The organism is Rathayibacter sp. VKM Ac-2803 (assembly GCF_009807175.1).
In the GTDB taxonomy this organism is placed as follows: Bacteria; Actinomycetota; Actinomycetes; order Actinomycetales; family Microbacteriaceae; genus Rathayibacter.
The window spans coordinates 555,035-566,858 of the sequence record NZ_WUCD01000001.1 but is presented as its reverse complement, the minus strand read 5'-3'; the positions used below and the strand labels follow the sequence as shown (position 1 = coordinate 566,858).

The window sequence follows — 11,824 nt, the reverse complement described above, 5'->3', positions numbered from 1 at the left end:
CGTCCAGCGCACCGCCTGGAAGATCCTCACCACCTCGAGCCTCAGCGTGGTGCTGGTCTTCCTCAACTCCAGCGCGCTCGTGATCGCCCTGCCCGACGTCAGCCGCGATCTGGGGGCGACCGGCACGCAGTCGAGCTGGGTGCTCCTCGCCTACATGCTGAGCACGACGACCCTGATCCTGGTGTTCGGGCGGATCGCCGACATCGTCGGGAGGCGCCGGCTCTACATCGCCGGGATCGTCGTCTTCCTGCTGGCCTCGCTGGCGTGCGGCCTCGCTCCGAACGCCGGGTTCCTGATCGCGGCGCGCCTCGTCCAGGGAGTGGGAGCGGCGTCGATCGTGACGAACACGACCGCCCTGCTGACCGACGCGTTCCCGGAGCGGACGCTCAGCGTCGGTCTCGGTCTGAACGCGACCGTCGCCGCCGTCGGCCAGGTGGTCGGGCCGCTCGCGGGCGGGCTCGTCACCGAGACGCTCGGCTGGCGCTGGATCTTCCTCGCGGGGATCCCGATCAGCCTGCTCAGCCTGGTCTGGTCGCTGCGCGTCGTCCCCCGCCGCACGACGCCCCGCTCGAGCGAGCGGCTCGACCTGCTCGGGGCGCTGCTCTCGATCAGCGCGGTCGGGGCGATGGTCGCGGCGGTCTCGATCGGCGGATCCGCGGGCTGGACGTCTCCGCAGCTGATCGCGGTCGCCGGCGGGGCGGTGCTGCTGGCCGCCTGCTTCGTCTGGAGTCAGCGCTCGGCGACGCATCCGCTGATCGATCCCGAGATCTTCCGCGACCGGGCGACGATCACGCTCTACGCCTCCGCGGCGCTCTGCGCGCTGAGCAGCTACGCGATGATCCTGCTCGCGTCGCTGTCCTTCCAGGCCGTCGACGGACTCTCGGCGCTCGACGCCGCGGTGCGGATCCTGCCGGCCCCGATCGGGACGACGCTCGCCGCCGTGGCCGCCGGCGTGCTCGCCCGGCGGTTCGGAGCGCGGTCGCTCGCGACCATCGGCATGCTGCTCATCGCGGCGGGCGCGGGAGTCCTCGCGTTCTCGCTCTCGGCGCCTGGCGGAGGCTGGATCACCTCGGCCGCTCTCGGCGCGGTCGGCGCGGGCATCGGCACCTTCATGACTCCGAGCACGTCGGCCCTGATGTCGCGGGTGCCCGAGCGGAGGCGCGGCATCGCCAACGCGATCCGCGCGGCTCTGCAGAACGCCGGCTACCTCTTCAGCACGGCCATCGCGCTGGCCATCGCCACCGGGGGGCTGACGCTGGCCCAGCAGGCGGCCGCCTACGACGGGTCGCTGAGCGACCTCGCCGGCGCGGATGTGCAGACCTTCGTCGCGGGCATCCGCACCGCCGTGCTCACCTTCGCGGGGCTGGGTCTGCTCGGAGCGCTCGTGACGGCCTTCGGGCCGCGCGGAGGGATCGCTCCGGTGGCGGCCGTTCCGTCGCGGTCGTGACCGCGCCTCCTCCGCCCCTTCCACTCCCTCCCGATGAGAACGGACCACCCGTGACCCCCACCACTCCTGACGCCGCCGATTACGCCGCGGCGGGCCTCGCCGGGCACCTCGCGCCCGGCACGCGGACGGCGCTCGTCGTCGTCGACCCGGTGCGCGCGTACACCGATCCCGAGTGCGCGCTCTACGCCGGCGTCGAGGAGCCGGTGGAGCGGATGCGCGAGCTGCTCGCGGCCGCGCGGGCCGCTGGCGTGCACGTCGCGGTCACGACCATGTCGCTCGCGGCCGACGGCTCGGACGCGGGAGTGTTCTTCCGCAAGGTGCCGGCGCTCGCCGCCTACCTGCCGGGGAGCCCGTACGGCGCGTTCATCGAGGGGCTCGAGGCCCTGCCGCAGGACACGCTGGTGCCCAAGCAGTACCCCAGCGCGTTCTTCGGGACCTCCCTCGCCTCCGGTCTGCGGGCGCGCGGGATCGACACGGTGATCCTCGCCGGGCTGTCGACGAGCGGCTGCATCCGCGCGACGGCGACCGACGCGATGCAGCACGGCTTCGTGCCGATCGTGGTGCGCGAGGCGGTGGGCGACCGGCTCGCGAGCGTCCACGAGGCCAACCTGTTCGACATCCAGGCCAAGATCGGCGAGGTGTGGCCGCTCGAACGGGTGCTCGAGCTGTGGAGCCCGTCCGCTGAGTAGGCTCGCGCTCATGACCGACCCCCGGCCTGCGCCGCCCGCCCCCGCGTGCTGGACCGACCCCCTCCCCGACTCCGCGATCGGCCGCGGGTACGTCGGCTTCCACCGCCGCTCGGACGCGGCCCGGCAGGTCTCGGACCTGATCCGGGCCGACATCGTCGCGGGCCGGTTCGAGGGCCCGCTGCCGTACGAGTGGGAGCTGCTCAGCCTCTACGAGACCACGCGGAACGTGCTGCGGGCCGCGCTCGCCCTCCTGAAGGAGCAGCGGATCATCACCCGCGCGCCCCGCTCCGGCACCTTCGGCGTGATGCCGGTGGCCTCGGTGAGCCTCGCGCGGACGGCCGAGGACGTCACGGTCTACGGCGACTCGACCGCGGGCGACAGCGGGGAGTCGCCGCACCTGAGCTTCGTGAACCTCACGGTGCAGCTCGTGCGCGCCCCCGAGACGGTGCGCCGCAATCTCGAGCTGGTCGACGAGCGCGCGTTCTTCATCGAGTCGCTGATCTCGTTCGACGGCGTCCCCAGCCGGCTGCGCACGAGCTGGGTGCCGTTCGAGCGCTTCCCGACCCTGCTCGACACTCCGCTGGTCGGGAACCTGCCCGACTCGATCGCCCGGCTGCACGGCGAGCGGGGCCAGGCCCGGCGGCTCCGGCTCAGCGCGGTGAACGCGGACGCGTGGACCGCCGACCTGCTCGACATCGCGCCGGGGATGGCGATCTTCCACATCGAGCGGCTGGTGTGCGCCGCCGACGGGACGCCGCTGGACTACGGCTTCTCGCGCTACCGGGGCGACCGGTCGGTGATCGACACCTTCATCATCTGAGAGGCGGTGCCGGGAGTGTCCGTCATGCCGGGGGCGCATCATGAAGGCGTGGGGGATTCGGACGACAGGGAAGAGGAACGATGCAGGTAGGCATTCACTTCATGAACTTCACGCTCCCGGGCGGCAGTGCAGGGATCGCTCCGATCCTCGGAGCCACGGCGAGGACGTCGGAGGACGTCGGCTGCGAGTGGTTCACGCTGATGGACCACTACTTCCAGATGGAGCAGTTCGCGACGAGCGAGGACCCGATGCTCGAGGGGTACACCTCGCTGGGGTTCGTCGCGGGACGCACGGAGCGCCTCCGACTGGGGCTGCTCGTGACCGGAGTGACGTACCGGCACCCGGGGCTGCTCGCGAAGATCGTGACGACGCTCGACGTGCTGTCGGGCGGGCGGGCGATGCTCGGCATCGGGGCGGCCTGGTACGAGCGCGAGCACCTCGGGCTCGGAGTGCCGTACCCGCCGCTCAAGGAGCGGTTCGAGCGGCTCGAGGAGACGCTGCAGATCTGCCGGCAGATGTGGAGCGATGACGACGGGCCGTTCGACGGGACGCACTATCAGCTGGCCGAGACGCTGAACCACCCGGAGCCGATCCAGCAGCCGGGCCCGCCGATCCTGATCGGGGGCGGCGGCGAGAAGAAGACGCTGCGGCTGGTCGCCGAGTACGGCGACGCGTGCAACCTGTTCGCGATCGGTGCGGAGGGGGTCGCGCACAAGCTCGACGTGCTGCGGAAGCACTGCGACGACGTCGGGCGCGACTACGACTCGATCACCAAGACGATCATCGGCGGCGGCGACCCGATCGGCGATCCCGACGGATTCGTGCGGGCGATGGAGGAGTACGCGGCGCTCGGGATCTCGCTGGTCGAGCTGTCGCCGCAGGGGCCGGACCCGGAGGGGTACGTGGCGCAGCTGGGCGAGGGCGTGATCGGGCGGCTCGGGGCTCTGGGCTGACGCGCGGGGGCGCGCTGCCGGCGTGCGGCGGGCCTCCGGAGTGACCTCCGGCTCGTGGAATCCGGTTCGGCTCGCAGGAATCAGCGGTTTCTGCGAGCCGAACGCGGTTCTGCGAGCCGGAGGTGCGGGTTTCGCGAGCCGAACGCGGTTCTGCGAGCCGGAGGTGGTCAGAGGGACGGCGGGCAGCCGCAGGTCTCGCCGACGACGAGGGTCGTGGGCAGCAGGACGTGGCGGGGGCCGGCGCCGGTGGCCGACTCGTCGAGGAGCTCGAAGGCGATGCGCGCCATGTCGCGCACGGGCACGGCGACGGTCGTGACGCGGACGCCTCCGAGCAGCGCCTCGCGGATGCCGTCGAAGCCGACGATCGCGAGCTCGGCGGGGACGTCGATCCGCTCCTGGGACGCCGCGCGGAGGAGGGCCAGGGCGTGCTCGTCGGTCGTGGCGAAGACGGCGCGCGGCCGCTCGGAGCGGAGGACGTGCCGCAGCTCCTGCTCGGCTGAGACGCGGTCCATCGGTACCCGGTGCAGGCGGCCGTCGACGCGGCCTCCCGCCTCGGTGACGGCCTCGGCCCAGTAGCGGGCGCGGAGGCCGGAGGGGCCGAAGTCGTCCGGTCCGGTCACGCAGTGCACGTCGTCGTAGCCGTGCGCCAGCAGGTGGGCGACGGCGGATCGGGCGCCCTGCTCGTCGTCGAACACCACGCTCGGCTCGGCGTCGGTCGGCGGGGCGGAGTGCAGGAAGACGCGGGGGGCGGAGTCGGCGGCGCTCGCCGGATCGATCGTGACGAGCAGGGTGCCGGCCGTGCGGAGGTCGGCGAAGGTCCGCTCGTAGCCGCGCTCCACCTCCGGGTCGTACTCGGTGTTGCCGAGCAGCGTCAGCAAGGAGCGGCTGCGCGCCTCGTGCTCGACGTGGCGCGCCAGCTCGCCGAAGAAGGCGTTCGAGGAGTCGGGGACGAGCACGCCCACGAGGTTCGAGCGGCCGACGCTCAGCGCCTCGGCCAGGGAGTTGCGGCGGTAGCCGAGCTCGTCGATCGCCTCCTCGACGCGGGCGCGCAGCTCGCTCGAGACCGGGCGCGGGCCGTTGTTGACGACGTAGCTGACGACGGTGGCCGAGGTGCCCGCGGCCCGCGCGACATCGGCGAGGGTGGGGCGCCGGGGCCGGGGGGACATCCGGTCAGCCTAGGACACGGCCGAGGGGGGCGGATCGGGGGTCGGGTACATCACGTCACACCCCCCGAAAGAGTCACGCAGTAGGCGACATTCGCGGAATCGCTGGAAATCCGCTCGCGTCGTGACCCGACGTACCTTTACCCGGACCACTCCGCGTGCTTACCCTGCGATCCACTCACCTCGGGTGTACGGGCTCACGCTGACGTGAGCAGATCGCTGGCCTTGCATGCCGCACATGTCCGAACGTCATCCGTCCGATCGCGCCACCGGGCGTCTACGTCGGCTGCATCGAGCTCGAGGAGCCGTCGCGGCGACTGCGGGTATCGCGGTCCTCGCCGTCGGGTTCATCGTCGGCTCGCCCGCTCAGGCGGCGACGGCACCGGACCTCGGCACGGCGGGCGACTTCTCGGTGCTGGGCGGCTCGACCGTGACCAACACGGGACCCACCGTGCTGCCCGACGACCTGGGTGTCAGCCCGGGCACGGCGATCACAGGGTTCCCGCCCGGCATCGTGAACGGGACGACGCATGCCGCCGACGCCGTCGCGATCCAGGCTCAGTCCGACCTCGTCATCGCCTACGACCAGCTCGCTTCGCAGGCGCCCGACGACGACATCGCCGGCGACCTCGTCGGCCGGACGTTCCTGCCCGGCGTCTACAAGTCCTCCGGCCCGATCGGGATCACCGGAACGGTGACGCTCGACGCGCAGGGAGTGCCCGGGTCGATCTTCGTCTTCCAGGTCGCGAGCGCTCTGACGACGGCGACCGCCAGCTCGGTGTCGCTCGTCAACGGCGCTCAGGCGTGCAACGTGTTCTGGCAGATCGGGAGCTCGGCCACCCTCGGGACCGCCTCCAGCTTCTCGGGCTCGATCCTCGCGCTGGCGTCGATCACGGTGACGACCAGCACCACCGTCGACGGGCGGGCGCTCGCGCGGAACGGTGCGGTGACGCTCGACAGCAACCGGTTCGTCTCGTCGGCCTGCACTGCGGCGCCGGAGCCGACCGTGACTCCGACTGTGACTCCGACTGTCACGCCTACGGTGACGCCCACGGTGACTCCGACCGTCACGCCTACAGTGACCCCGACGGTGACGCCGACGGTGACGCCGACGGTCACGCCTACGGTGACTCCTACGGTCACGCCGACCGTGACTCCGACGGTCACGCCTACGGTGACTCCTACGGTCACGCCCACGGTGACCCCGACCGTCACGCCTACGGTGACTCCGACGGTCACGCCTACGGTGACTCCGACGGTCACGCCTACGGTGGCTCCGACCGTCACGCCGACCGTGACTCCTACGGTCACGCCGACAGTGACGCCTACGGTGACCCCGACTGTGACTCCTACGGTCACGCCCACGGTGACCCCGACTGTGACTCCTACGGTCACCCCCACCGTGACTCCGACGGTCACGCCGACAGTGACGCCTACGGTCACCCCGACTGTGACGCCCACGGTGACTCCGACTGTGACGCCCACGGTGACCCCGACTGTGACGCCGACGGTCACGCCGACCGTGACGCCGACAGTGACCCCGACGGTCACGCCCACCGTGACTCCGACGGTGACGCCCACTGTCACCCCGACTGCGACGCCCACGGTGACGCCGACCGTCACCCCCACGGTGACGCCGACGGCCACTCCCACCGCGACGCCGACGGTCACCCCGACCGCCACGCCGACGCCGCGGCCGACCGTGACTCCGACGGCCACGCCGACCCCGACCGCCACCCCGACGCCGACCGCCACCCCGACGGCCACGCCGATCGTGACGCCGACGCCGACCGCCACGCCCACCAGCACTCCGACGGCCGTGGCGCCCGTCTCGACGCCGCGACCGACCGACTCCACGACGGTCCCGGTCCCCGGACACGGACCTCAGGGACCGCGTGCCGGCCTCGCCTCGACGGGTACCGACGGCGCGAGCATGGCGATGACGGGCTCGGCCGCGATCATGGTCCTGCTCGGCGGCGCGGCACTCCTACTGCTGGCCCAGCGCCGAGGACGTGAGAAGCACCTGAAGGGCTGATCGCAGCCGTGACGGAGGCGATGCGCCGGGTTCCCGAGGGGGCCCGGCGCATCGCTGTGTGCGGGGGAGGCGCTGCGGGCCTTCTGCGCGAGGCACCCTCCCTCGCTGATCGAGTAGCCCGCGGAGCGGGCGTATCGAGATCCACCCGCGTCGGAAGGCGAGTGTGAAGCCGGATCTGCTGACGCTGGTGGGTCTCGATACGCCCCTGCGGGGCTACTCGACCAGCGAGCTTGCGGGGGTCTCCTAGAAAGGAGGACCTCCGGCGGGTGGTCCCCTTCTGCGCGAGGCCCCCCTTCCTCGTTGATCGAGTAGCCCGCGCAGCGGGCGTATCGAGATCCACCAGCGTCGGAAGGCGAGGTCGGAAGCCCGCCGAATGTTTCACGTCGCCGTAATAAACAGGCGGCCGACCGAAATACGGCGCGAGTATGGTCGCACGCTAACCGCTTAGACCACCGCCGAGACACCGAGCGGACCACCGCGCCGATCGGGCGCGCGAGTCCCGACCCCTGGAGCGCCGATGCCCGTCACTCTCACCCCGCCGCGCCGCGAGCGCGAGCGCTCCCTGCTGCAGGCGGCGCCGCCCGCCGACGCCTCCGCGTCGCGCGTCGTCTCGGCCGTCGCGCGCGCCTCCTGGGCGCAGGCCGTCGTGCGAGCGACCGCGAGCGCCAGCAACCTCTCGTTCGCGCAGACCCGCATCGCTGTGCTCGGCACCGGCCCCCTCGCCGACGAGCTCGCGACCCGCCTCGCGGCGATGGGCGCCCGCGTCGTCGTCGTCGGCGACGACCCCGTCGCCCTGCTCGAGTTCGCGCAGCGGGGCCTCGCGGTCGCGACAACGGAGGCGGCGCGCCTGGGCGACGCGGTCCTCGCGTTCGCCACGGGGGAGCTCGCCGCGCCCGTCACCCCGGACGCCCTGGGGACCGGCGGCCCCCTCCTCCTCGTCGACGCGGGCGAGACCGAGCCCGCCGTCGTCGCGGTCACCGACCCCACCTCGGGGCGCGTCGGGATCGCCCGGCTGATCGAGGCCGACCGGGAGGCGTTCCTCCTCGTCGCCCGCGAGATCGCCGACGGATCGACCCGACGCACCCGCGAGAGCCTCGGTGCGCGATTCGCGACCGCCCTGCAGACGGTGACCGCCGAGGATCCGGCGGCGTCGCCCGACGACCTCCACCGCCGCGCCGACCGCGCCCTCGCCGAGGAGCTCCTCCGATGAGCATCCGCGACGCCTCGCTCTGGCAGCAGGGGCAGGACAAGATCGACTGGGCCGCGCGCTTCATGCCGGTGACCCGCGGAGTCGCCGGGCAGCTCCGCGAGAGCGGCAGCGTCCGCGGGCTGCGCATCGGCCTCGTCCTGGTGCTCGAGCCCAAGACCGCGACGCTGGCGCTCGAGCTCGCCGCCGCCGGCGCCGACGTGAGCGTGATGTGCGGCGCTTCGAACACCCACGACGACACCGCCGCGGCGCTGCAGCACGCCGGGATCGCCGTCTTCGCGCGGTCCGACGCGAGTGCCGCCGACGACCGGGGCTTCGCGCTCGCGCTGCTCGATCAGCGGCTCGACATCCTGGTCGACGACGGCTCCTCCGTGACCCGGCTCGCGCACACCGACCGCCCCGCGGCCTTCGACACGCTGCGCGGCGCGACGGAGGAGACCACCAGCGGGCTCCGTCCGCTCCGGGTGATGGAGCGCGAGGGGGCCCTGCGCATCCCCGTGCTCGCCGTCAACGACGCGCGCTGCAAGACACTCTTCGACAACCGGCACGGCACCGGGCAGTCGACGCTGCTGACCATGCTCGATCTGCTCGCGACTCCGCTCGACCGCGCGCACGTCGTGGTCGCCGGCTTCGGCCCGGTCGGCCGCGGAGTCGCGCAGCACGCCCGCGCGCTCGGCGCCCGCGTGACGGTGTCGGAGGTCGACCCCGTGCGCGCTCTCGAGGCGGTCTTCGCCGGCTACGACGTCGACGCCCTCGAGAGCGCCGCCTCGACCGCCGACCTGCTGATCTCGGCGACCGGCATCGCGCACACGATCGACGTCGAGCACCTCCTCGCCCTGCCCGAGGGCGCGGCCGTCGCGGTCTCGGGCGGTGTCGCGCAGGAGATCGCGATCGACGCAGCGCTCGCCGCCGGCGCGACCCGCGAGAGCATCGGGCACGCGCTCGAGAGCTTCCGCCTGCCGAACGGCCGCTCGATCGTCGTGCTCGACGACGGCGGCTGCATCAACTGCACCGCCGGTGAGGGCAACCCGATCGAGATCATGGACATCTCGTTCGGAGTGCAGGCGGCGGCGATCGACGTGCTCGCCCGCGAGTCCGGGAGCTTCGCGCCCGCCGTGCACCTGCTGCCGCCCGAGGTCGACGACCGCGTCGCGCGCACCAAGCTCGCCTCGCTCGGCGTCGCGATCGACCGGCCGAGCCCTGCGCAGCAGGAGTTCCTCGGCAGCTGGTCGTCGACCGGCCGACGTGCCGTCCCGCGGCGGGAGGGCACGCGCTCGTGACCGAGCTGCTCCGCCTCGAGAACGTCGGCGTGACCTACCGCAACGCGCAGCAGCCGTCGCTGGTCGACGCGACGTTCTCGGTGGCGAGCGGCGAGATCGTGCTGGTCGCGGGCCCCTCCGGCTGCGGCAAGAGCACGCTGCTCCGCGTGCTCAACGGGCTCGTCCCGCGCTCGTACCGGGCGGAGGTGACCGGCCGCATCGAGGTCGAGGGGCGCGAGGCGACTCCGCTCGCCCTGCGCGACATCTCGGAGGTGGTCGGCACACTCCTCCAGGACCCGGCGAAGCAGGTGGTCGGGCACAGCGTGCTCGCCGAGATCGCGTTCGGCCTCGAGAACCGCGGCACCGCGCCCGCCGAGATCCGCGAGCGCGCGCACCGGGTCGCCGAGCGCCTCGGGCTGACCCCGCTCCTGCGCACCCCGCCGCACGAGCTGTCGGGCGGGCAGCTGCAGCTGGTCGCCTTCGCGGGGATCCTGGTGCTCGAGCCGCGCGTCATCGTGATCGACGAGCCGCTGGCGAACCTCGATCCCGACGCGGCCGACGTGCTGCTGCGGGCGGTGCGCGCCTACGTCGACGGAGGCGGTGCCGCCGTCATCGTCGAGCACCGCGTCGACGAGGTGCTCGCGCTCGACCCCGACCGGGTGGTCTACCTCGAGGAGGGGCGGGTCGTCTACTCGGGCGACGTCGCCGGGTTCCTCGAGGTGGCGTCCCCGGAGTCGGTGAAGCTGCCGTTCTCGGCGCTCCTCGCCCGCGACCACGGCGACGAGGACACCTCCGTCGAGGTTCCCACCAGCGTTCCGGGCGAGATCGCACGCCTCCACTTCGAGGGCGCCGAGCTCGGCTACGGCGCGCGCACCGTGGTCGCCGCCGTCGACCGCCGCTTCGAGGCGGGGGAGCGCGTCGCGATCCTCGGCCGGAACGGCGCCGGCAAGTCGACGCTGATGCGCGCCGCCGTCGGCCTCGTCACCCCGCGCCGCGGCCGCGTGCTGATCGACGCGCGCCCCGTGCACGAGCTCAGCGCCGCCGAGCTGGTCTCGACCTGCGGCTACCTCTTCCAGAACCCCGGGCAGGCCCTCTTCAGCGAGTCGGTCGAGGCCGAGCTCGCCTTCGGTCCGCGCAATCTCGGGGTGCCGGAGGAGGAGATCCCCGCGATCGCCGACGCCGCGCTCCGAGCCGTCTCGCTGCACGACGTCCCCGACATCATGAAGCGCCCGCCCCGCACGCTCTCGTTCGGGCAGCAGCGCCGCCTCGCCGTCGCGCTCGCCCTCACGCTGCGACCGCGGACCCTCATCCTCGACGAGCCGACGGCCGGGCAGGACGAGCGCTCGTCGCGTCACTTCCTCGACGCCGTCTGGGCCATCGACGGGATCGACAGCGTCTACTTCATCACCCACGACGTCGACATGGCGCTCGCCCGCGCCGACCGCATCGTGGTGGTCGACGGCGGCGGGATCATCGCGGACGCGACTCCGGCCGAGATCGTGCACGACGCGGCGCTCTGGCACGTGCCGGGCGCCGAGGCGGAGCAGCCCCGCGCGGTGCTCCGCGAGACCGACTTCGTGCGCGCCGCCCGGCGCCACGGACCCCCGAGCGGGCGCCTCCCCCGCCCGCTCGACCTCGCCCGGCGCCTCCGCCGTGCCGAGCAGACCCCCCTCGAAAGGACGCACCCGTGACCGCCTCCTCCACCGCCGCGAAGACGGGCCCCTGGGCCGTCTCGTCGCGCACCATCGTCTTCGGCGCCGTCGGCGCTGCGCTCTACGGCGCACTCGGCGCCCTGAGCTTCGTCATCCCCGGCACGATGATCTCGATCCGTCCCGCGATCGCGATCATCCCCTTCGTGGGCCTGCGCTTCGGCCCGGTCGCCGGCTTCTTCACCGGCGCCGTCGGCAACGCGATCGTCGACCAGATCATGGGCTACGGCTTCCTGACCTACTGGAACTGGAGCATCGCGAACGGTCTCGTCGGCCTGCTCGCCGGCCTGATCGGCTACTACGCGAAGGAGCCGCGCACCACCGGCAAGCAGGTCGTCTGGGCCGCCGCGATCGCGGTCAGTGCCGTCGTCGTGGGCCTGCTCTTCACGATCACCGACTGGGTGTTCCTCGGCCAGACCTTCGAGTACTGGTTCTTCGGCTCGTACCTGCTCGCGATCCTCGCCACCGGCATCACCGCGGTGATCCTCGTCCCCGTGCTCGACCGGGTCTGGAAGCCGCTCCAGAACCTCGCCGGACGCTGA

Annotated in this window: 10 protein-coding genes; 9 read left to right on the top strand and 1 reads right to left on the bottom strand. The window is 72.8% G+C overall.

Going from position 1 to position 11,824, the window contains the following annotated elements; genetic code table 11:
- Positions 1-49: 49 nt before the first annotated feature.
- From GRS96_RS02590 to GRS96_RS02575, 4 genes are all read left to right on the top strand, one after another.
- Positions 50-1,447 (top strand): MFS transporter, encoded by a 1,398-nt coding sequence (locus GRS96_RS02590; protein WP_159987653.1) that lies wholly within the window; start codon positions 50-52, stop codon positions 1,445-1,447.
- A gap of 50 nt (positions 1,448-1,497) precedes the next feature.
- A complete protein-coding gene (locus GRS96_RS02585) occupies positions 1,498-2,136 on the top strand; it encodes an isochorismatase family protein (RefSeq protein WP_159856155.1) in 639 nt (212 codons plus the stop codon).
- A gap of 10 nt (positions 2,137-2,146) precedes the next feature.
- Entirely contained in the window at positions 2,147-2,956 is an 810-nt protein-coding gene (locus GRS96_RS02580) for a GntR family transcriptional regulator (RefSeq protein WP_159987652.1), read from the top strand.
- Positions 2,957-3,036: 80 nt separating this feature from the next.
- The gene (locus GRS96_RS02575) at positions 3,037-3,909 is read left to right on the top strand and encodes an LLM class F420-dependent oxidoreductase (protein ID WP_159987651.1); all 873 of its coding nucleotides are present in this window, start codon (positions 3,037-3,039) and stop codon (positions 3,907-3,909) included.
- 167 nt (positions 3,910-4,076) lie between these two features.
- Here GRS96_RS02575 and GRS96_RS02570 read toward each other — a convergent pair whose 3' ends face one another.
- On the bottom strand, positions 4,077-5,075 hold the full coding sequence (locus tag GRS96_RS02570; RefSeq protein WP_159987650.1) for a LacI family DNA-binding transcriptional regulator: 999 nt from the start codon (positions 5,073-5,075) through the stop codon (positions 4,077-4,079).
- 235 nt (positions 5,076-5,310) lie between these two features.
- Between GRS96_RS02570 and GRS96_RS20590 the strand changes: the two genes are divergently transcribed.
- The 5 genes from GRS96_RS20590 (at position 5,311) to GRS96_RS02545 (ending at position 11,824) form a co-directional block, all read left to right on the top strand.
- Positions 5,311-7,107, top strand: coding sequence for an ice-binding family protein (locus GRS96_RS20590; RefSeq protein WP_159987649.1), 1,797 nt, complete (start codon positions 5,311-5,313; stop codon positions 7,105-7,107).
- A gap of 517 nt (positions 7,108-7,624) precedes the next feature.
- Positions 7,625-8,317: a hypothetical protein gene (locus tag GRS96_RS02560; protein ID WP_159987648.1), complete on the top strand. Its 693-nt coding sequence runs from the start codon at positions 7,625-7,627 to the stop codon at positions 8,315-8,317.
- Complete coding sequence (locus GRS96_RS02555) at positions 8,314-9,594, top strand: adenosylhomocysteinase (RefSeq protein ID WP_159987647.1); 1,281 nt, start codon at positions 8,314-8,316, stop codon at positions 9,592-9,594. The genes GRS96_RS02560 and GRS96_RS02555 overlap by 4 nt, the downstream gene beginning before the upstream one ends.
- Positions 9,591-11,264, top strand: coding sequence for an ABC transporter ATP-binding protein (locus GRS96_RS02550; protein WP_159987646.1), 1,674 nt, complete (start codon positions 9,591-9,593; stop codon positions 11,262-11,264). Before GRS96_RS02555 ends, GRS96_RS02550 begins: the two co-directional genes overlap by 4 nt.
- Positions 11,261-11,824 (top strand): ECF transporter S component, encoded by a 564-nt coding sequence (locus GRS96_RS02545; RefSeq protein ID WP_159856171.1) that lies wholly within the window; start codon positions 11,261-11,263, stop codon positions 11,822-11,824. The genes GRS96_RS02550 and GRS96_RS02545 overlap by 4 nt, the downstream gene beginning before the upstream one ends.

What these genes read in the sequence shown, in the direction of transcription:
- GRS96_RS02580 (WP_159987652.1), top strand. Translation starts at nt 2,147, where the DNA reads ATGACCGACCCCCGGCCTGCGCCGCCCGCCCCCGCGTGCTGGACCGAC.
- GRS96_RS02575 (WP_159987651.1), top strand. Translation starts at nt 3,037, where the DNA reads ATGCAGGTAGGCATTCACTTCATGAACTTCACGCTCCCGGGCGGCAGT.
- GRS96_RS02570 (WP_159987650.1), bottom strand. Translation starts at nt 5,075, where the DNA reads ATGTCCCCCCGGCCCCGGCGCCCCACCCTCGCCGATGTCGCGCGGGCC.
- GRS96_RS20590 (WP_159987649.1), top strand. Translation starts at nt 5,311, where the DNA reads ATGTCCGAACGTCATCCGTCCGATCGCGCCACCGGGCGTCTACGTCGG.
- GRS96_RS02560 (WP_159987648.1), top strand. Translation starts at nt 7,625, where the DNA reads ATGCCCGTCACTCTCACCCCGCCGCGCCGCGAGCGCGAGCGCTCCCTG.
- GRS96_RS02555 (WP_159987647.1), top strand. Translation starts at nt 8,314, where the DNA reads ATGAGCATCCGCGACGCCTCGCTCTGGCAGCAGGGGCAGGACAAGATC.